The sequence below is a fragment of the Pilimelia anulata genome, assembly GCF_014647895.1.
GTDB classification, from domain to species: Bacteria; Actinomycetota; Actinomycetes; order Mycobacteriales; family Micromonosporaceae; genus Pilimelia; species Pilimelia anulata.
The window spans coordinates 807,700-827,116 of sequence record NZ_BMQB01000001.1; the positions used below are offsets into that span (position 1 = coordinate 807,700).

Sequence of the window (19,417 nt, forward strand, 5' to 3'; positions counted from 1 at the left end):
GGGCGCGGGCGGCGCGAGCCACAGGGCCGGCTAGGCGCGTTTGGTCGAGTGGCGCGCGGGTAGGCGGCCGATATCGGGCAGGAGTGCGTCGAGGGGGAGACCATGTCCAGCAGTACGGGGGCCGAGCCGCGGGCCACGCTCACCAATCGCCAGGGCCATCCGATCCACGACAACCAGAATTCCCGCACCGTCGGCGCCCGCGGCCCGGCGACCCTGGAGAACTACCAGTTCCTGGAGAAGATCAGCCACTTCGACCGCGAGCGCATCCCCGAGCGCGTCGTGCACGCCCGCGGCGTGACCGCGTACGGCTTCTTCGAGGCGTACGGCAAGTGGGGCGAGGAGCCGATCGAGCGGTACACCCGGGCGAAGCTGTTCGCCCGCGCCGGCCAGCGCACCGACGTGGCCGTCCGGTTCTCCACCGTCATCGGCGGCCGGGACTCCTCCGAGGCCGCCCGCGACCCCCGCGGCTTCGCCGTCAAGTTCTACACCGAGGACGGCAACTGGGACCTGGTCGGCAACAACCTGGGCGTCTTCTTCATCCGGGACGCGATCAAGTTCCCGGACGTGATCCACGCGCTCAAGCCCGACCCGGTCACCTTCCGGCAGGAGCCGAACCGGATCTTCGACTTCATGTCGCAGACGCCGGAGTCGATGCATATGCTGGTCAACCTGTTCGGCCCGCGCGGCATCCCGGCCGACTACCGGCACATGCAGGGCTTCGGCGTGAACACGTACAAGTGGGTGAACGCCGACGGCGCGACGGTGCTGGTCAAGTACCACTGGCTGCCGAAGCGCGGGGTGGCGAGCATGACCGGGGCGGACGCGGCGAACGTGCAGGCCGGCGACGTCGGCCACGCGACCCGGGACCTGTACGACGCGATCGGGCGCGGCGACTTCCCCGAGTGGGAGTTGCGGGTGCAGGTGATGACCGACGACGCGCACCCGGAGCTGGACTTCGACCCGCTGGACGACACGAAGACGTGGCCGGAGCAGGAGTTCCCGCCGCGGACGGTGGGCCGGCTGGTGCTGAACCGGATGCCGGACAACTTCTTCGCCGAGAGCGAGCAGATCGCCTTCGGTACCGGCGTGCTGGTCGACGGGCTGGACTTCTCCGACGACAAGATGCTGGTCGGCCGGACGTTCTCCTACTCGGACACCCAGCGCCACCGGGTCGGCCCCAACTACCTGCAACTACCGGTCAACCAGGGCAAACACGCCGCCGTGCGGACCAACCAGCGCGACGGGCAGATGACGTACCACGTGGACGGCACCGGCGAGAACCCGCACGTGAACTACGAGCCGTCGATCACCGGCGGGCTGGCCGAGGCCGACCGGGACGGGTACGCGCACGGCGGCCCGGAGGTCGCCGGGCGGCTGGTCCGCGAGCGCCTCCCGCGCACCAACGACTACCAGCAGGCCGGCCAGCGGTACCTGCTGATGCAGCCGTGGGAGCGCGACGACCTGGTCCGCAACCTGGTGGACCTGCTCGGGCAGTGCGACCGGCCGATCCGGGAGCGGATGGTCTGGCACTTCCTGCTGGTCGAGAACGACCTCGGCACCAGGGTCGGGGACGGCCTGGGGGTCAGCGCGTACGACGTGTCGGCGCTCCGGCCGCTCGCGGGGCAGGAGTTGACGCCGGAGGACCGGGACCGGCTGGCCAACCTGGGCAAGAACCCGCCGCGGGACACCACCGGGCTGATCATGACGCACTGCGTGCCGAACGAGCGCCGCGAGACCGCCCGCTGACCGCCGCGCCGACGGGCCCGGCCGGTGCCGGCGTCAGGGCGTGAGGCGCCAGACGCCCAGCCCGAACGTGCCGGCGGTCAGCACGGTCCGCCCGCCGACCACGTTGGTCACCAGGTCCGCCACGGGCACCCGGGGCAGGCTGCTGCCGGACTCCGCCCAGGTCCCGCCCGCGGCGCCCGCGGAGTACACGCCGACGTCGGTGGCGATGTGCAGGCCCTTGGTCACCGGGTCGAGGACGACGTCGTTGACGGGGGTGTCCGGCAGGTTGCCGGAGATGTTCGCCCAGGTCCGGCCGCCGTCGGTGGTCCGGAAGACGTGCGCGCCGGCCTCGCCGCTGCGGTACCCGGAGACCGTGACGTACGCGGTGTCGGCGCTGGCCGGGTCGACGGCCACGGCGGTGATCCACCGGTTCGGCAGGCCGGCGTTGACGGCCGTCCAGGTGGCGCCGGTGTCCCGGGTGACCCAGAGGTTGCCGTCGTTGGTGCCGACGTAGATCACCCGGCCGTCGCTGCGGGCCGGCGCGATCGCCGAGATCGTGCCCCACCGGCTGTCGCCGCCCTGGCCGCCCTTGCTCAGGTCCTTGCTGATCGCGGTGAACGAGGCGCCCGAGTTGGTCGACCGGTTCAGCACGTTGCCGCCGTAGTAGACGATCGCGGGGTTCGTCGGGTCCAGCTCCATCGGGGTCAGCCAGGCCCGCCGGGCCGAGCTGGTCGAGCCGAGCGCCTGCATCGTGTTGCCGCCGTCGGTGGACCGGCTGCAACTGCCGTCCTGCGAGCAGGCGTAGACCTTCTGGTGGTTGGTCGGGTCGATGAGGTTCTTCAGGCCGTCCCCGCCCAGGTGCTGCGCCCAGCCGGCCCAGGACCGGACCGACCCGTTGTCCTGCAGCCCGCCGCTGATCCGGGACGGGTCCTGCTGGGACACGGCGATCGAGTAGAACTGCATGTTGGCCAGGCTGGTGGTCTTGGTCCAGCGGCCCTGCATGGAGCCGTTCTCGGTGGACGCGTACACGCCACCGTCGTTGCCGATGAACACCCGCCGCGCCACCCGCGGGTCGAACGCCACGACGTGCTGGTCGGCGTGGAACGACGAGCCGTTGCTGCGCCAGCTCGCGCCGGCGTCGACCGACTCGACCATCGAGATCCCGGTGACGAAGACGTGCCGGGGGTCGGCCGGGTCGACGTAGAGCTTGCCGAACCACCAGCCGTAGTTCGACTGGGCCCCGCCGACCGCCGACGTGTTGGTCAGCTTCTGCCAGGTGCTGCCCTTGTCGGTGCTGGTCCAGAGCCCGAGCAGGCTGCCCTCGGTGTTCATCGCGATGGCGTACAGCCGGTCGGCGTCGCTGCGCGCCACGACCACGCCCATCCGGCCGGGATTCTCGCTGGCCGCGGGCAGCCCGCCGCCGAGCCGGGCCCAGGTCGCGCCGCCGTCGGTGGACCGGTAGAGGCCCGAGCCGGGGCCGCCGTACACCCGCTTCTCGGGCGTCCGGTAGTGGTCCCACATCGCCGCGTACAGGGTGTTCGGGTCGGTCGGGCTCATGTCCAGCTCGACCGCGCCGGTGGTGGGGGTGGCCCCGGCCAGGAGCTGCTTCCAGGTGGCGCCGCCGTCGGTGGTGCCGTACACGCCCCGTTCGCCGCCGCGGCTGAACAGGCCCCCGGTGGCCGCCACGACGATCCGCCTGCTGTCCCGCGGGTCGACGACCAGGGCGCCGATCCGGGCGCTGCCGGCCAGGCCGAGCGAGGTCCAGGTGGCGCCGCCGTCCGCCGACCGGTACACCCCGCTGCCGGTCACGGTCGTGCTGCCGCCGCCGGGGTTGGCCTCGCCCGTGCCGACGTACAGCGTGCCGTCCGCGGTGACCGCCATCGCGCCGACGGCCTGGGTGATCGTGCGGTCCCACGCGTACGCGAAGGTCCGGCCGGCGTCGGTGCTGCGCCACACCCCGCCCGAGGCGGCGCCCGCGTACACGGTGTCCGGGCGGCTCGGGTCGACCACCAGGTCGGTGACCCGGCCGCCGAGCTTGTCCGGCCCGAGGTTCTGCCAGGCGGCCGCGCCGGCGCGCGCGGCGAGGGCGCGGGCCCGGTCGTGGGCGCGCCGGCCGAGGGCGTCCAGGTCGAGGTGCGCGTGGGGGTACTGGCGCTGCCGCTCGTTCCAGTCGGCGCCGCCCACGGGGCCCTGCTCGTGGGCCGGCTCGACCACGGGCGAGCCGACCACCCGGTCGGCGGGGCGGGCGGCGGCGCCGCCGGCCAGGGCGAGCAGGGCAGTGGCGACGACGGCCGCTCCGGCCGTTCGCAGGGTCAGCTCCACGGTGGTCCTCTCCGGTGCGCCGGGCGCCGCGGATCGAGCGATCGACGTCGATATTCTGCCCGTTCGGCGGGTGTTCGCGGAAGGGCCGGCGCGGGTCGCCGGCGTGCGGATGACGAATTGGCATAGATGATGGTCACCGTCGGGCCGGTGTGGCACGCTCTGGCCACGCACGCCGCCGAAGGGGGGTCATGGGCCGCTCCGCCCGCGCACCCGGCCGCCCGGCCCGCGCCGCCCGCCGGCGGCCCGCCCCGGACGTCCGCCGGCACGCGATCACCCTCGTCCTGCTGGCGTTCGCGCCCCCGCTGCTGCTCCTGCTGTCCGCCTCGCTGCGCCCGCCCGGCCTGCCGCCGCCGGCCGCCGGCGGGCTGTGGCCCGAGCACCTCTCGGCCGAGTCGTACCGGCGCGCCGTCGAGCTGGGCGGCCTCGGCCGGGCGGCGCTGAACTCGCTGCTCGTCTGCGCCGTCGCCGTACCGGTCAGCGTGCTCGTCGCCGCGGCCGCCGGCTTCGCCATGACCCGGCTGCCGCGCCGCGGCGCCCGGCTGCTGGTCCTGCTCTCGCTGGTCGCCCTGATGGTGCCCGGCACCGCGCTGCTGGTGCCCCGGTTCGCCCTGTACCGGGCGCTGCACCTCACCGACACCCTCGTCCCGCTGATGCTGCCGGCGCTGATCGCCACCTCGCCGCTGTACCCGCTCGTCTACTGGGTCGCGCTGCGCGGCGTGCCCGCCGACCTGTACGACGCCGCCCGGCTCGCCGGCCTCGGGCCGGTGCGCACCTGGTGGTCGGTCGCGCTGCCCGCCGTCCGCCCGGTGACGATCGCGCTGGCGACCTTCACGTTCGTGCTCACCTGGTCCAACGTGCTGGACCCGCTGCTGTACGTGTACGACCGCGACCGGGCCACCCTGCCGCTGGCGCTGCGCTCGCTCGCCACCCTCGACCCCACCGACCACCCCGTGTTCCTGGCCGGCGCCGTGCTGGCCACCGCCCCGGCCGTCGCCGCGTTCGCCCTGGCCCAGTGGCTCATGCGCACCCGGTACGGCTCCCCCGAGAGGACCCCGCGATGAGACTCCGCGCCCTCGCCGCCGCCGTGCTGCTGGCCGGCGCGCTCGCCGGCTGTGCCGGCGGGCCCGCCGCCGACCGCGAGCCGGTCCGGCTGATGGTCTTCGGCACGCCCGAGGAGTTGCAGGCGTACCGCACGCTGATCGACGCGTACCGCACCGCCGCCCCCGACCGCCCCGTGCAGCTCGTCGAGGCGGCCGACCGCAAGGACCTGATCGCCCGGCTGTCCACCGCCATCGCCGGGGGCGCGCCCCCGGAGCTGTTCCTGATGAACTACCGGTACTACGGCCAGTTCGCCGCCCGCGACGCGCTGGCCCCGGTGGACGAGCGGCTCGCCCGCTCCACCGCCCTGTCGGCCGCCGACCTGTACCCGCAGGCGCTGGAGGCGTTCCGCTGGCGCGGCCGGCAGCTCTGCCTGCCGCAGAACGTGTCCAGCCTGGTCGTCTACTACAACAAGGCGCTGTTCGCGAAGTACGGCGTGGCCCCGCCGAAGCCCGGCTGGCACTGGAACGACCTCGTCGCCGCCGCCATCGCCCTCACCCGCGACATCCACGGCAACGTCGCCAACGCCGTCGAGGCCGACCGCGCGCCCGCCCCGATCGGCACGTACGGGCTCGGGACCGAGGCCAGCCTGATCCGGCTGGCGCCGCTGGTCTGGTCCCGCGGCGGCACGCTCACCGACGACGACGCCGCCCCGACCCGGTTCACCCTCGGCACCCCCGCGGCCCGGGCCGCCCTCCAGGACCTGGTGAACCTGCGCCAGCGGTTCGGCGTGCTCCCGACCGAGGAGGAGGTCGAGAGCATGGACGACGAGTCCCGCTTCGTCAACGGCAAGCTGGCCATGCTGCTCTCCTCGCGCCGCTCCACCACCACCCTGCGCGCCGCCGGCGGGCTGGACTGGGACGTCGCCGCCCTGCCCCGGCAGACCACCCCGGTCAACATCCTGCACTCGGACGCGTACTGCCTGACCCGCGGCGGCCGCAACCCCGACGACGCCTGGCGGTTCCTGGAGTTCGCCCTCGGCCGGACCGGCGCCGAGATCATGGCCCGCACCGGCCGGACCGTGCCGTCGAACATGGCCGTGGCCGACTCGCCCGCCTTCCTCGACCCGGCCCGCCCGCCGGCGAGCGCCCGGGTGTTCCTCGAGGCCATCGCGCACCTGCGGCGGACCCCGACGATCTCCACCTGGCCGCAGATCGAGGACATCGGCGGCGACCTGCTGGAGAACGCCGTGTACCGCGGCGACCCGCTGGACCGGGTCCTCGCCGACCTGGACAAGCAGACCCGGCCGCTGTTCGCCCGCGCGGTCCGACCGTGACCGCGCCCGGCCACCCGCCCGGCGCCGGGCTGCGGTTGGCCGGGGTGCGGGTGCGCCACGGCCCGATCGAGGCGCTGCGCGGCGTCGACCTGTCTGTGCGCCGCGGCGAGCTGCTGGTCGTGCTCGGCCCGTCCGCGGCCGGCAAGTCGACCCTGCTGCGCGCCGTCGCCGGCCTGGACCGGCTCGCCGCCGGCACGCTCACCCACGCCGGCCGCGACCTCGCCGCGGTCCCCCCGCACCGCCGGGACGTGGCGATGGTGTTCCAGTCCTACGCCCTGTTCCCGCACCTGGACGTCGCCCGCAACATCGCCTTCGGCCTCGCCGTCCGCGGCGTCGACCGGCGGGCCGCCCGGGCCCGCGCCGCCACGGCGGCGGCCACCGCGGGCTGCGCGCACCTGCTCGACCGGCGGCCCGGCCACCTATCCGGCGGCGAGCGGCAGCGGGTGGCGCTGGCCCGGGCGCTGGTCCGCGAGCCGGCGGTGCTGCTGCTGGACGAGCCGCTGTCCCAACTGGACGCCGAGCTGCGCGCCGGCACCAGGGCCGAGCTGCGCGCGCTGCACGACCGGATCGGCGCGACCACCCTGCACGTCACCCACGACCAGGCGGAGGCGATGGCCATCGGCGACCGGATCGCGGTGCTGCGGGAGGGGCGGATCGAGCAGGTCGCGACGCCGGAGGAGCTGTGGCGGGCGCCCGCGACGCGGTTCGTGGCCCGGTTCGTCGGCTCGCCGTGGATCACCTTCCTGCCGGCCGGGCTCGCGCCGGACCCGCCCCCCGGCGCCGTCGACCTGGCCGTCCGCCCGGAGGACCTGCGCCTGGCGCCGGCCGACCGCACCGGCGGCGACGCGGGAGCCGGGCTGGACCTGGCCGGCAGCGTCGGGCGGGTCGAGCCGGCCGGCGCCGACGCGTACGCGCACGTCGCGGCGGGGCAGCGGCGGCTGGTCGTCCGGCTGCCGGCCCGCGACCGGCCGGCGGCCGGCACCGCGGTCCGGGTCACCGCCGCCCGCGCGGACCTGCACTTCTTCGACGCCGCGGGCGACCGCGTCCCGGCCGGCGGGGCCGGGTGAGCGAGCGGCGGCAGGTCGCCGCCCTGCTCACCCCGTACGCCGCCGGCCTCGCCCTGCTCGTCCTGCTGCCCGCCGGGGTGACCCTGGCGCTCGCGTTCACCTCGTGGGACGCGATCACGCCGCCCCGGTGGGTCGGCGCCGCCAACCTGCGCCTCCTGGCCGGCGACCGGGCGTTCCGGATGGCGCTGACCAACTCGGCCGTGTTCGCCGCGATCGCCGTGCCGGCACGGCTGGCGCTCGCCCTCGGCCTGGCCATGCTCCTGCACCGGCCGGGCCGCCGGGTCGGTGCCGCGCGGACGGTGGCACTGCTGCCCACGGCGATCCCCGAGGTCGCGTACGGGCTGCTCTGGCTGTGGCTGTTCAACCCGCTGGCGGGGCCGATCAACGCGCTGCTCACCGTCGGCGGCACCGGCGGGCTCACCGCGTGGGGCGACCTGCCGCCGCGCTGGCTGACGATGCCCACCCCGGCCCGGGCGGCGATCGTCATCATGAGCGTGTTCACGATCGGCGAGCTGCTGGTCCTGCTGATCGCGGCCCGGCGGGTGCTGCCGGCCGAGCTGTACGACCTGGCGGCCGCCGAGGGCGCCGGGGCGTGGCAGGTGTTCCGCCGGGTGACGCTGCCGCTGATCGCGCCGGTGCTGGCGCTGCTCGCGCTGCGGGACACGGTGGCGAGCTTCCACCTGTCGTTCGTCCCGGCGCTGGTGGTCACCGACGGCGGGCCGCCGCAGTACGCGACGACGTACCTGTCGCTGTTCGTCTACCGGACCGGCTTCGAGTACCTCCAGCACGGCGTGGCCGCCGCGGCCACCCTCGTCGTGTTCGGCCTCACCGCCGTCGCCGTCGCGGTCCAGTGGCGGATCCTGCGCGGCGCGCTGGCCGGGCCGACCCACGGCGGCCGCTGAGCGGGGTCGCCGCCCCCGGGCCGTCGACGGGACCGGCCGATCGACCCGGGGCCGTACACGACCCGCGCCGTCACCGGTTGCCGCCGGGACGGACCCGGGGCGGGCGAGGCGACCCGAACCACCTCGCCCACCCCGGACTCGCGGAGGCGCCGGGGCTGTACTGACCGTCGGGCCACCCTCCCGACCGGTCAGCCACCGCCGCCCGGCGGGCGCGTCCGGTACCTCGCTACGCCGCGCGCCCGCTCTGCCCACTCCGACGGGCCCGAACCGCGACCGGTTCCCCCGATTCCGGGGAATCACGCACGATTTTTTCCGGGATCACGCGCGGTTCTTTCCGGGATCAGGAGCGATTCTCCGGTGTGCCGCCGGCGTCACCGGGCGCGGCCTGGCCGGCGCGGCAGGCCGGGTCGACCTCGCGGCTCGGCCGGCGGGCGCGGCCGAGGCCCTGGAGCACGGAGTCCTCCAGGTGGATGCCGTACGCCCACAGCCGGTACCGCGGCGTCTGGCTCGCGTCCGGGCAGAGCACCCGGCGCAGGATCGCGCCGTTCGGGATGAACTCGACCCCGCCGTGCTCGTGCAGCAGCGCCGTCGTCGCGTCGTTGACCTCGACCACGTGCCCGCGGACGATCCGCGGCACCACCGCCGGCCCGCCCGGCGGCGGGGTCGTGCCGGGGGCGGGGTCCACGGCCAGCACCGACAGCGGCAGCACCGAGCCGGCGGTGATCACCGGTACGGCCGCCAGCCCCACCAGCACCGCGGTCGCGGCCTGGGCGAGCCGGGAGAACAGCGGGGCGAGCGGGGCCGGCACCGGCCGGGCCGCACCGGCGGCGATCAGCACCGCCGGCGCCACCAGCAGCAGCGCCGGCAGCGGCTCGCCCGCGGCGACCGCGTCGACCAGCGGCACCGCGGCGACGAGGGCGTAGCCGACGCCGAGGGCCGCCCACTGCCGCCACCGCCAGTGCGCCGGCCCGAACACCACCGCGGCCGCGAACAGCAGCACCGGCAGGTACAGCAACTGCCAGGTCAGCGCGGCGAACGCGAACACCACGACCTTCAGCGGCGTGGGCGTGCCCGCGGCGACCCGGGCGAACCGCATCCGCCACGGGCGGCGCGGCCCGTCGTCCAGGCCGGGCAGGGTGAGCTGGCCGACGGCGAACATCGCGATCAGGACGGCGGCGGCCAGCCACGCGGCGGTGACCACCAGCGCGGCGACCAGGTTGATCGAGCCGACGTTGGCGACCAGCAGCAGCGTCGTCTGCAGGTCGCCGCCGGCCTCCACCCACAGCCGCAGCACCGACACCAGCGCCGGGAAGCCGACCGCGACGCTCCAGAGTGCCTGCTGGTCGACGCGCGCGCGGGCGGCCGCCGCGGCGGCGAGGTCGCGCTCGGTGGTCACCGGCCGCCGGCCGACCGCTCGTCCTCGTACCGGTCGTTGTAGTCGCTGAGCTGGACGGCCACGTCCCGCGGGCGGGGCTGGCGGGCCCGCTCCTTGACCACGGCGGCGAAGCTGGCCCGCCACGCCTGCGCCCACGCGCCCTGCTCGCCGCGCTGGTAGCTGTCGTACAGGAAGTTGCCGACCAGTACCCGCAGCGGCTCGTTGCCGTCGGCGACCGCGATGGCGTACGACTCGGACTGGCCGAACACCAGGTCCACGATCCGCAGCTCGGGGTACTTCTGCTGGAAGCCGTACAGCACGGTCTTGTCCAGCATGAACGCGTCGTACCGGCCGCTGCGCAGCCCGTTGACGCAGTCGGTGGCCCGGGCCACCCCGTCGAAGCCGGCGATGCCGTTGGCCCGCAGCGCGTTCTCCGACGTGGAGCTGCCGGTGGTGCACACCTTGGCGCTCATCGCGCCCAGCTCGCGCAGGGTGAGCCGGGCGGGCGCCCGGTCGGCGCGCATGAGCACCTCGGGCTTGGTCATCAGGTACGGGCCGGCGAAGTCGACCTCGCTCTCCCGCTCCTTGGTCATCGAGTAGCTGGCGATGATCACGTCGACCCGGCCCTCGCTGAGGTCCTGGGCCCGGTTCTGCACCTCGGTCGGCACCATGATCAGGTTGGCCTCGTCGAAGCCCAGGTACCGGCCGAGCTGCCGGGCCAGCTCGATGTCGAAGCCGGTGTAGTCGCTGATCAGCGAGCTGCTCGGCTTCGCCGGGTCGCGCAGCGCCATCAGCGGCTCGTCGGTGAACACACCGATCCGCAGCTCCCGCTTGCCGGTCAGCCCGGCCTTGGCCAGGTACGCGTCCACGGTGTCGTCGGCCGCCTCCCGGACCAGCGCGAAGCCGCCCACGCCGGCGATCAGCAGCAGCGACGCGAACGCCGCGCCGACCGCCATGAGCTGCCGCCGGCCGAGCGCCCCGAGCCGCCCCGTCCACTCGCGCAGCATCGTCCACCTCCACCCCGTACGTCGTCCCCGACTGTGCCATGCGCGCGCCGATCCGGCGGACCCGACCCGCCGCCGGATCGCGGCGGCACGGTGGCGTGTCGTCCGACGTTTGACGCGCGAGGGCCGCGCGGCTTCCTACATCCGGCGGTGGTCGCCGGGCCGGGGCTTCGGGCAGGCTGCAGGACAGCGTTCGGGTCCGCGGATGTATCGCACCCCGCCCCTCCGGGCCGGACCCGAACGCGGTGCCGGCCGCCCCTGTACGCAGGGGGCACCCACGGACGCGCAGCCCACCCCACCCCCACGGCGTCCGTCCGGCGCGGGCGGATGCCGCCCACCCCGCGAGGAGATCCTGCATGTCCACACTCACGCGCACCCTCATCGGTGCGCTCACCGGGCTCACCCTGCTCCTGTCCGCCGCACCGGCCGGCGCCGCGGAGGCCGACGACGCCCGCCCGACCGCCGCCATCGTCGCCGTCGGGACGCCGGACGGGGCACTGACCGGCGTCAACGGCGATCCGCTCGGCGAGGTCGAGAAGCCGGCACCGGGCACGACGGCCGTGGCCCCGCCCCCGTGGTCGTACTACCTCACCCCCTCCTGCAACAACTTCGCCGACGCGATTCGCCGCGGCGCCAACTGGTGGGGCAGCGCCAGCGAGGGGCGCGGGACACCGGTGACGTGCGTCGGTGGATACATCCAGGGCTGCGGCGGTGACCGTGTCGTCGGCTGCAACTGGGGCGCGGGCCAGCGCATCTCGATCTCCACCCGGGTGCGTGATCTCGCGCTGCTCGCCGCGCACGAGTTCGGCCACAACTGGCATGGCCACACCGGCCAGGGCTGCAATTCGTGGCAGAACATCAACACGATGATGCGCACGCTCACCTGCTGATTCCCGCGCGCGGCGCGCGGGCCGGCCGCCGGCCCGCGCGCCGCGCGCTACCGGCCGGCGTCGGCGAGGTCGTCGATGGCCCGCTGAATCCGGACCAGCGAGATCGGATACGCGGTGCCCAGCGCGGGCGTGAACAGGCTCACCCGCAGCTCCTCCAGCATCCACCGGATGCCGGCCAGCGCGCCCGCCCGGGCCCCGCCGCCGCGCAGGTCGTCGTAGAGCTGCTTGTACTCGCGCTGCGCCTCGTGCACCTGCGCCATCAGCTCCCGGTCCCGGTGCGGGTTCGCCGGCACCCGGTCGAGCCGCAGCTCGATGGCGTGCAGGTACCGGTCCAGGTCGCCGAGCCGGGCGGCACCGGTGATCACCACGAACCCGCGGTACACCAGCCCGTGCACCTGCGCCCGGATGTCGGTGAACGCCGGGATCAGCAGCGGGTTGGCGGTACCGGCCAGCCGCTTCTCGATGCCGTACGCCCGGCCGAGAATCCCGCCGACCGCCCGGACCACGTCGTACAGCCGGTCGGGCAGCTCGGCCCGCACCCGCTCGCGCAGCGCGGCGAACCCGGCCGCGTCCCAGGCCGGGCCGCCGTGCGCGGCGAGCAGGCCGTCCACGGCCGCCCGGGCGCAGTCGTCGAGCAGCGCCGGCACCCCGCCGTGCGGGTTGCGGGACAGGCCCAGCTTCTCGGCGTTGCTCAGCCGCCCCTGCACCGACCTGTAGGGGGGCGGCGCGGTGAGCAGGAGCAGCCGGCGGGTGCCGGCCCACATCCGCTGCTGCTGCGCCGCCGGGCTCTCCACCACGGTCACCCCGACCGAGGTGCCCTCGTCGACCAGCGTCGGGTACCCGGTCAGGCTGATCCCGCCGGCCCGGCGCGGCACGGTCCGCGGCAGCTCGCCGAAGTCCCACGCGGTCGCGCCGGTGCGGGTCAGCTCGTCGGTGGCGGCCAGCGTCTCCCGCACGGTCGGCCGCAGCTTCTCCACCAGCGCCGGCAGGTCCTTGCCCTCGGCCAGCGCCGCCCCGTCGCCGTCGACCACCCGGAACGTCATCCGCAGGTGCTCCGGCACCTTCGCCGGGTCCCACTCGTGCCGGGCCACGACCACGCCGGTGTACCCGCGCAGGGCCCGCTCCAGCGCCGGCAGCAGCGCGTCCGCGCCGGGCGCCAGCTCGGCGGCCAGGGCCGCGGCGTAGTCCGGCACCGGGACGAAGTGCCGGCGGGTCGGCTTGGGCAGCGAGCGCAGCAGCGCGGCGATCAGGTCCCGGCGCAGCCCCGGCACCTGCCAGGTGAACGGCTTCGGGTCCAGCTCCGGCAGCAGCGCCAGCGGCACCGCCACCGTCACGCCGTCGGCGGCGGCGCCGGGCTCGAACTGGTACGCCAGCGGCAGCGCGTGCTCGCCGTACGCCCAGGTCGGCGGGTAGTCCCGCTCGCTCACCCCGCCGCGGTCCGGGTTGGTGAGGATCTCCCGGGTCAGGTTCAGCAGCTCGGGGCGGTCGTGCCGCTCCTTCTTCCACCAGGCGTCGAAGTGCCGGCCGGACGTCACATCGGCCGGCACCCGGGCGTCGTAGAAGGCGTACAGCGCGTCGTCGTCCACGACGATGTCCCGCCGCCGGGCCCGGTGCTCCAGCTCCTCCACCTCGGCGCGCAGGGCGGCGTTGTGCGCCACGAACGCGTGCCGGGACGGCCAGTCGCCCTCGACCAACGCGTGCCGCAGGAACAGTTCCCGAGCCAGCGGCGCGTCGATCCGGGAGAGCTGCACCCGGCGCTTGGCCACGATCGGCAGCCCGTACAGCGTGACCTTCTCGTACGCCAGCGCCGCGGCCTGCGTGCTGGACCAGTGCGGCTCGCTGTACTGCCGCTTCACCAGGTGCCCGGCCAGCGGCTCGACCCACTCCGGCTCGATCCGGGCGGCCATCCGCCCCCACAGCCGGGACGTCTCGACCAGCTCGGCGGCCATCACCCAGCGCGGGTTCTTCTTGAACAGCGCCGAGCCGGGGAACAGCGCGAACCGCGCCCCGCGCGCGCCCACGTACTCCCGCTTCTCCTGGTCGTACAGGCCCAGGTGGGACAGCAGCCCGGCCAGCAGCGCGGTGTGCACCGCCCGCTCGTCGGCCGGCGTCGTGTTGCGGTGCACGCCGATCTCCCGGCCGACCTGGCGGAGCTGCTGGTACAGGTCCTGCCACTCGCGCACGCGCAGGTAGTTGAGGAAGTCGGTGCGGCACATCCGGCGGAACGCGCTGGACGACAGCTCCCGCTGCTGCTCCTGCACGTACCGCCAGAGGTTGAGCAGGCCGGCGAAGTCCGACTCCTTGTCCCGGAACCGGGCGTGCTTCGTGTCGGCCGCCTGCTGGTGGTCGGTGGGGCGCTCGCGCGGGTCCTGGATGGACAGCGCCGCGGTGATCACCATGACCTCGTCGACGCAGCCGAGCCGCTCGGCCTCCAGCACCATCCGGCCCAGCCGCGGGTCCACCGGCAGCGCGGCCAGCTTGCGGCCCAGCGGGGTGAGCCGCGTGGCCGGGTCGGCCGCCGCCGGGTCCAGCGCGCCCAGCTCCTCCAGCAGCCGGACGCCGTCGGTGATCTGCCGCCGGTCCGGCGGCTCCACGAACGGGAAGTCGGCCACCTCGCCCAGTCCCAGCGCGGCCATCCGCAGGATGACCGAGGCCAGGTTGGTGCGCAGGATCTCCGGGTCGGTGAAGGCCGGGCGGGCGGCGAAGTCCTCCTCCGCGTACAGCCGGATCGCCACCCCGGCCGCGACCCGGCCGCAGCGGCCCTTGCGCTGGTCGGCCGAGGCCCGGGAGACCGGCTCGATGGGCAGCCGCTGCACCTTGAGCCGGTGGCTGTACCGGGAGATCCGGGCCGTGCCGGGGTCGACCACGTACCGGATGCCCGGCACGGTCAGCGACGTCTCGGCGACGTTGGTGGCCAGCACGATCCGCCGGCCGCCGTGCGGGGCGAACACCCGGTGCTGCTCGGCGATCGACAGCCGGGCGAACAGCGGCAGCACCTCGGTGGCCGGCAGGTTCATCCGGTGCAGCGCGTCGGCGGCGTCCCGGATCTCCCGCTCGCCCGAGCAGAAGACCAGGATGTCGCCGGAGCCCTCGGTCCACAGCTCGGTCACCGCGTCCCGGATGCCGGTGACCTGGTCGCGCGGCTCGGCGTCGCCGTCGGGGGTGTCGTCGACCAGGGGCCGGTACCGCACCTCCACCGGGTACGTCCGCCCGGACACCTCGATCACCGGGACCGGCTCGCCGATCGCCGCCGCGAAGTGGTCGGCGAACCGCTGCGGGTCGATCGTCGCCGAGGTGATCACGAGCTTGAGGTCGGGGCGGCGGGGGAGCAGCCGGGTCAGGTACCCCAGCAGGAAGTCGATGTTCAGGCTGCGCTCGTGCGCCTCGTCGATGATCAGCGTGTCGTACCGGCGCAGCGACCGGTCCCGCTGGATCTCGGCCAGCAGGATGCCGTCGGTCATCAGCTTGACCATCGTGTCGCCGCCGACGGTCTCGCTGAACCGCACCTGGTAGCCGACGATCCCGCCGAGCCGCGTGCCCAACTCCTCGGCGATCCGGTCGGCGACGCTGCGGGCGGCGATCCGGCGCGGCTGGGTGTGCCCGATCAGTCCGCGCACCCCGCGGCCCAGCCCCAGGCAGATCTTCGGCAACTGGGTGGTCTTGCCCGAGCCGGTCTCGCCGGCCACGACCACCACCCGGTGCGCGGCGATGGCCTTGCCTATCTCGTCCGCCCGTTGACTGACCGGCAGCGCCTCGGGCAACGTGATCGGGGGTACGGCGGCGCGCCGCGCGGCGACCCGGGCGGCGTCGGCGTCGATCCGGGCGGCGAGATCGGCGAGCGCGGCGGCCCGGCGCTGCGGGTCGCGCTCGCGGTCGGCCCGGCGCAGCTTGTCGCGGAGGCGGTGCGCTTCGCGCAGGCTCAGCTCGTCGAGCCGGGCGGCGAGCGTGGCAGAGGTGATCGGCATGGCGGGATTAGCCTAGCGAGGACCGGAAGCGGATTTTCCGGCGCCGGGCACCATCCGGTCGGCCGACCAGCAAAGCTGATCTATCCCCGATATGGGCATTAGCCCGACGTGATCTCGTCTTATTGACCGATGTCGCTTCACTGAGTGACCCCCCTAGCCTGAACGCGTGCGCGCTCGACAGCAATGGGGAGGCAATGACATGAGCGGTCGCCGAGTGGTCATCGGAGCTACGGTGGGTCTTCTGGCGTCACTGTGCGCTGCGAACACGGCATCCGCGGCACCCATGGACGAGCCGCAAACCCGCCCGGCCGGGGTCCCGGCAGCAGAGAAGGTCCTGGCGACCTTCGAGGGCAAGCGTATCGACCTCAGCCAGGGCTGGGGAGAGGCCCGCGTGTGCGACGTCCACTCGCCGCGGGACATCCGCTGCTACCGGACGCCGGGCGAGGCCGCCGACGGCCGCGGCACCACCGGGTTCGTCGCGACCGGCCGGGCCGAGCCCACCGCCTTCGAGGACTGCCCGAAGGACTGGCTGTGCATCTGGGACACGCCGAACTTCAACGGCCGGATGGCCAAGGTCCAGGACGACACCCCGGTCGAGCTGGACAGCCTGGGCCTGCGCAACAACGTCGGCTCGTGGGCGAACCGGCAGCGCGACCCGGGCGGACTGATCCTGACCGGCAACGCCATCCACGACATCAACCCGAACGACAAGGTGGCCAACGGCCGCCAGGTCGGCAACAAGGCCGAGAAGGTCTTCGGCTGACCGACCCCACGACGGGGGTGGACGAACGTCGGGATGCACGACAGAGACCGCCGGTCGGGGCGTTTGGGGACCCGCTACCGACCGGCGGTCTCTGTACGCGAGCTGGGGGGTGGGACCGCCAGCTTCGGTCGCCGCGCTACGGCGCGACGGGAGTGAACGTCGTGTACTTGATGACCGCGGGCGCCTTCACGTTCAGGCCGGGGGCGTCGCCGGTCAGCAGCTCCTCCATGCTGAGCACGGCGCCGGTGGCGCTGTCCAGCACCAGCGTGTACCGGATCGGCAGGCCGAACGCCGCCGAGTCCAGGGTGAACGCCTCGCCCGCCCGCTCCGCGCGGTCGGTGACCCGGCCGGCGTAGCGGAGGTTCTTCAGGTCGGTCAGCACGGTCAGCAGCGCGGCCCGCTCGTCGCGGCGCAGCGTCCGCTCGTGCGAGAGGTCGTTGACCGCGCGCAGCACCTCGGCCTCGTCGGCGGGCTTGCTGCCGTACAGCAGCCAGTTGCGCAGCGTGGCCGGGTTCGTCGGCGGGCGCTCGTTGACCGGCCAGGCGCTCGGGTAGCCGCCGGCGCCGAACGACTCGGTCCGCGGCTGCTCGTCGCGCAGCTTCCACCAGGTCTCCACCCGGTCGCGGATGCCGCCCCGCTCGGCCACCGGCTCGCCGAGCCGGATGGTGATCGTGGCGGAGCCGTCGCCGCGGCGCTCGATCTCCGTCTCCTCCGGCACCACGGCCGAGGTGACGCTCTTGCTGATCTCGGAGTTGAGGGACCAGCTCTGCAGCCGCATCCAGTCGATGTCCCGGCGGCGCTCCGGCGCCATCGCGGTGGTCCGGGCGAGGATCGCCCGCAGCTCCGCCGCGGCCGGGGTCGAGGAGTTCTGCAGGCCGGTCAGCGGCGCGGGCGTCGCGGCGAACGCCGGGCCCTGCGCCGGGTTGGCGACGACGAGGACGCCGCCGGCCGCCACCGCTCCCGCGGCGGCGAAGACCGTCCGCCGCAGCCGCCCGACCCGGGGCGGCGGATCCACTGGAAGCGCACCGTCCAGTGGCGCGCCGAGAATCCGGCGCAACTCCGCCTCCCGCACCCCGGGGTCGGGCAGACTGCAGTCGAGCGCCGGGTCCAACGGCCGCCACATCTCGCGTAGCTCACGGATGATTCGGCTCACGGTTTCCTCCCGGCGTACTCAGTCGGTGTGTCAGCGGAGGGGACGCCGCTCGACACACGCAAGTGGTGGAACCGGCGGCGCAGTCGTCGTACCCGCATCGCCACTGCAGTGCGGCCGCAACCCAGGACCACCGCGGCTTCCGCCGCGGTGAGCCCCTCCCACGCGATCAGGCGAAGGATCTCCTGATCCCGCTCCGACAGCTCGTCGAAGGCGGCCCGCAACGCCACCTCGTTGACGACCTGACCGGAATGGTCGGGTTGCTGGTCCGGCGGCGCGACGGCGACGACCCGCTGGGTCAATCTCCGTGCCCGCTGCCGGCCGCGCAGCTCGTTGGCCAGAACGCGGCTTGCGACCGCGTACAGCCAGGGCAGTGGTGCCTCCTCCGGGACGTCGTCGAAGCGGCGCCACGCGGTGAGGAACACCTGCGACACCACCTCGGCGACATCGACATCAGTCGCCCGTCGGCGGACAAAGCGGCTTACGTCGGCGTAGCACTCTCGGTACATCGACGTGAACCGCTGCTCCATTTGCCCTCCACGTAATAGGTGTCCGGCACCCCGCGGATGTGTCACACGTACGGATGAAAAAGTTCGGGGAGCCGAAACCCATGCCAGGAATTGATACTCATCGTAGTCGACCGGCGGCGGAACGTCGGAGGTGGCGTTGGTATGGCAGGCTTTGCCGGTGACGACCCGTAGCGTGGCCGGGCGGCCGGGAGGCGGCGCCGGTCGGCCGGGCGACGGTGACCGAGAGGAGACGCCGGTGGACGAGCCCACGGACCCGTACGCGGAGGCGACCCGGGCGTACCCGACCGCGGAGGCCCCGACCCGGCCGATCCCGCACACCCGCGAACCGGCCACCGAGGTCCTGCCGCCGGCACCGACCCCGGCCGCCACCGAGGCCCTGCCCCGGACGCCGGGGGCAGCCGGGGCGCAGCCGCCGCCCACCCCGGCCCCCACCGAGGTGCTGCCGCCCGCCCCGGCCCCCACGCCCCAGCACTCCGCGCGGCAGCGGACCGCGCCGGGACAGCACCCGCCGCCCCCCGCGCCGGACCCGCAGTGGGCCACGCCGCCGCCCCCGGCCGCGGCCGCCCCGCCCCCTCCCGCCGCGGCCGCCCCGCCGCCGTCCGCCGGAGCACCCGCCGCTCCACCCTCGCCCGCGGGGGCGCCCGCCGCGCCCGAGGGGGACGCCGGGGACGGGCCGCCGGCCGGGCTGTGGCAGCAGATGCGGGACGACCCGCAGTACGCGCCCGAGCACCTCGCCCTCGCCGCCGTCCGCCGCCTCGGCCCGCAGGCCGCCCGCTGGGCCGCCGAGTCCCGCCGGCAGTACCCCGCCGCGACCCCGGACGCCCTGGCGCAGTGGGCGATCCAGCGGTTCACCAACCACGCCCGGCTCTCCGGCGCCGTCTCCGGCGCGACCGGGCTGCCCGGCGCGGTCCTCGACGTCGGCGTGCTGGCCTGGACGCAGGCCCGGCTGGTCCTGCACCTGGCCGCCGCGCACGGCCACGACCCGACCCACCCGGACCGGGCCACCGACCTGCTCGTCCTGCAGAAGGTGCACGCGATCGCCCAGCACGCCCGGTCCGCGCTCGCCGTGGCCGCCGGGCGGGAGCGGGCCGGCGCGGCGCTCGCCCGGGCCGGCGGCGGGTCGGCGGCCGGCGCCGCGGTGCGGGTCGGCGTGGCGCTGGCGAGGATGGCCGGGCTGCGCGCGGCGAAGCGGATGTTCGCCAAGGTGGTCCCGTTCGCGGGCGTGATCCTCGGTACCTGGGCGAATTCGGCGGCGACGACCGATCTGGCCCGGCGGGCCACGCTGCACTTCCGGCGCCCCGGCCCGGCCGCCCTGCCCGGCCCGGGCGGGGCCGGCTGACGGGCTTAGAC

The 19,417-nt window shown here is 74.9% G+C and carries 14 protein-coding genes; 8 read left to right on the forward strand and 6 right to left on the reverse strand.

The features are described from left to right. Positions 1–102 precede the first annotated feature (102 nt). Positions 103–1,746, forward strand: coding sequence for a catalase (locus tag IEY94_RS03600; protein WP_189168537.1), 1,644 nt, complete (start codon positions 103–105; stop codon positions 1,744–1,746). 33 nt (positions 1,747–1,779) lie between these two features. Here IEY94_RS03600 and IEY94_RS03605 read toward each other — a convergent pair whose 3' ends face one another. Continuing rightward, on the reverse strand, positions 1,780–4,047 hold the full coding sequence (locus IEY94_RS03605; protein WP_189168538.1) for a WD40/YVTN/BNR-like repeat-containing protein: 2,268 nt from the start codon (positions 4,045–4,047) through the stop codon (positions 1,780–1,782). A 188-nt stretch (positions 4,048–4,235) separates the two neighbouring features. On the opposite strand from IEY94_RS03605, the gene IEY94_RS03610 reads away from it, so the two are divergent. The 4 genes from IEY94_RS03610 to IEY94_RS03625 are packed head-to-tail and all read left to right on the forward strand — an operon-like array spanning position 4,236 to position 8,390. Continuing rightward, positions 4,236–5,108 (forward strand): carbohydrate ABC transporter permease, encoded by an 873-nt coding sequence (locus IEY94_RS03610; protein ID WP_189168539.1) that lies wholly within the window; start codon positions 4,236–4,238, stop codon positions 5,106–5,108. Next, on the forward strand, positions 5,105–6,421 hold the full coding sequence (locus IEY94_RS03615; protein ID WP_189168540.1) for an ABC transporter substrate-binding protein: 1,317 nt from the start codon (positions 5,105–5,107) through the stop codon (positions 6,419–6,421). The genes IEY94_RS03610 and IEY94_RS03615 overlap by 4 nt, the downstream gene beginning before the upstream one ends. Continuing rightward, positions 6,418–7,488 carry an ABC transporter ATP-binding protein gene (locus IEY94_RS03620; RefSeq protein ID WP_373291187.1) on the forward strand — a complete coding sequence of 357 codons (1,071 nt, stop codon included), beginning with the start codon at positions 6,418–6,420 and terminating at the stop codon, positions 7,486–7,488. The genes IEY94_RS03615 and IEY94_RS03620 overlap by 4 nt, the downstream gene beginning before the upstream one ends. Before the next feature lie 23 nt (positions 7,489–7,511). Continuing rightward, the gene (locus tag IEY94_RS03625) at positions 7,512–8,390 is read left to right on the forward strand and encodes a carbohydrate ABC transporter permease (protein WP_189168810.1); all 879 of its coding nucleotides are present in this window, start codon (positions 7,512–7,514) and stop codon (positions 8,388–8,390) included. 340 nt (positions 8,391–8,730) lie between these two features. Here IEY94_RS03625 and IEY94_RS03630 read toward each other — a convergent pair whose 3' ends face one another. Continuing rightward, complete coding sequence (locus tag IEY94_RS03630; protein ID WP_189168541.1) at positions 8,731–9,786, reverse strand: hypothetical protein; 1,056 nt, start codon at positions 9,784–9,786, stop codon at positions 8,731–8,733. Next, entirely contained in the window at positions 9,783–10,772 is a 990-nt protein-coding gene (locus IEY94_RS03635) for a transporter substrate-binding domain-containing protein (RefSeq protein ID WP_189168542.1), read from the reverse strand. Before IEY94_RS03635 ends, IEY94_RS03630 begins: the two co-directional genes overlap by 4 nt. Positions 10,773–11,125: 353 nt before the next feature. Between IEY94_RS03635 and IEY94_RS03640 the strand changes: the two genes are divergently transcribed. Further along, positions 11,126–11,659, forward strand: a complete 534-nt coding sequence (locus IEY94_RS03640; protein ID WP_189168543.1) for a hypothetical protein — start codon at positions 11,126–11,128, stop codon at positions 11,657–11,659. A 47-nt stretch (positions 11,660–11,706) separates the two neighbouring features. Here IEY94_RS03640 and hrpA read toward each other — a convergent pair whose 3' ends face one another. Next, positions 11,707–15,624 (reverse strand): ATP-dependent RNA helicase HrpA, encoded by a 3,918-nt coding sequence (gene hrpA / locus IEY94_RS03645; protein WP_189168544.1) that lies wholly within the window; start codon positions 15,622–15,624, stop codon positions 11,707–11,709. A 283-nt stretch (positions 15,625–15,907) separates the two neighbouring features. Between hrpA and IEY94_RS03650 the strand changes: the two genes are divergently transcribed. Next, a complete protein-coding gene (locus IEY94_RS03650; protein ID WP_189168545.1) occupies positions 15,908–16,387 on the forward strand; it encodes a peptidase inhibitor family I36 protein in 480 nt (159 codons plus the stop codon). Positions 16,388–16,523: 136 nt separating this feature from the next. Here IEY94_RS03650 and IEY94_RS03655 read toward each other — a convergent pair whose 3' ends face one another. Both IEY94_RS03655 and IEY94_RS03660 read right to left on the reverse strand, forming a co-directional pair. Next, a complete protein-coding gene (locus IEY94_RS03655; RefSeq protein WP_189168546.1) occupies positions 16,524–17,402 on the reverse strand; it encodes a hypothetical protein in 879 nt (292 codons plus the stop codon). 134 nt (positions 17,403–17,536) lie between these two features. Beyond that, on the reverse strand, positions 17,537–18,067 hold the full coding sequence (locus tag IEY94_RS03660; RefSeq protein ID WP_189168547.1) for an RNA polymerase sigma factor: 531 nt from the start codon (positions 18,065–18,067) through the stop codon (positions 17,537–17,539). 685 nt (positions 18,068–18,752) lie between these two features. Here IEY94_RS03660 and IEY94_RS03665 point away from each other — a divergent pair. Continuing rightward, positions 18,753–19,406: an EcsC family protein gene (locus tag IEY94_RS03665; protein WP_229783323.1), complete on the forward strand. Its 654-nt coding sequence runs from the start codon at positions 18,753–18,755 to the stop codon at positions 19,404–19,406. The last annotated feature ends 11 nt before the right edge of the window (positions 19,407–19,417 follow it).

Coding starts and splice junctions, on each gene's coding strand:
- IEY94_RS03600 (WP_189168537.1), top strand. CDS start 103: ATGTCCAGCAGTACGGGGGCCGAGCCGCGGGCCACGCTCACCAATCGC.
- IEY94_RS03610 (WP_189168539.1), top strand. CDS start 4,236: ATGGGCCGCTCCGCCCGCGCACCCGGCCGCCCGGCCCGCGCCGCCCGC.
- IEY94_RS03615 (WP_189168540.1), top strand. CDS start 5,105: ATGAGACTCCGCGCCCTCGCCGCCGCCGTGCTGCTGGCCGGCGCGCTC.
- IEY94_RS03635 (WP_189168542.1), bottom strand. CDS start 10,772: ATGCTGCGCGAGTGGACGGGGCGGCTCGGGGCGCTCGGCCGGCGGCAG.
- IEY94_RS03640 (WP_189168543.1), top strand. CDS start 11,126: ATGTCCACACTCACGCGCACCCTCATCGGTGCGCTCACCGGGCTCACC.
- hrpA (WP_189168544.1), bottom strand. CDS start 15,624: ATGCCGATCACCTCTGCCACGCTCGCCGCCCGGCTCGACGAGCTGAGC.
- IEY94_RS03650 (WP_189168545.1), top strand. CDS start 15,908: ATGGACGAGCCGCAAACCCGCCCGGCCGGGGTCCCGGCAGCAGAGAAG.
- IEY94_RS03660 (WP_189168547.1), bottom strand. CDS start 18,067: ATGGAGCAGCGGTTCACGTCGATGTACCGAGAGTGCTACGCCGACGTA.